The organism is Vibrio sp. 10N.286.51.E5 (genome assembly GCF_041469125.1).
Lineage (GTDB): Bacteria > Pseudomonadota > Gammaproteobacteria > Enterobacterales > Vibrionaceae > Vibrio > Vibrio crassostreae_C.
This window is the reverse complement of record NZ_JBFRJZ010000157.1, coordinates 1-248: the sequence shown is the minus strand read 5'-3', so window position 1 is coordinate 248 and position 248 is coordinate 1. Positions and strand designations below refer to the sequence as shown.

At 40.7% G+C, this 248-nt stretch carries 1 pseudogene; it reads right to left on the bottom strand.

Annotated features, from left to right (window positions below):
• Window positions 1–127: 127 nt before the first annotated feature.
• A pseudogene (locus tag AB4161_RS23210) lies at window positions 128–248 on the bottom strand (alanine/ornithine racemase family PLP-dependent enzyme); the annotation flags it as partial.

Below are 248 nucleotides of genomic sequence, written 5' to 3'. Positions count from 1 at the left end.
ACTATCGCCCTCTGACTGTGCATTTACGAGTGTGATTGAGCCTAACTCTTGTGGAAGTTGGCTTGAAATAACTGTCGCTCTATAATCGGCAAGTCCATTAGATTTTATTGGGCTTATCTGACAACCGTTAAGCATGACACTGACGAAGAGAATTACAGTTGTTCGTAGCATTATGCGCTCCTTCTTCCTTTAGGTGCCTTAAAATATTTATGGGTATAACGTGAAGATATAGAAGATAAGAGCGCACT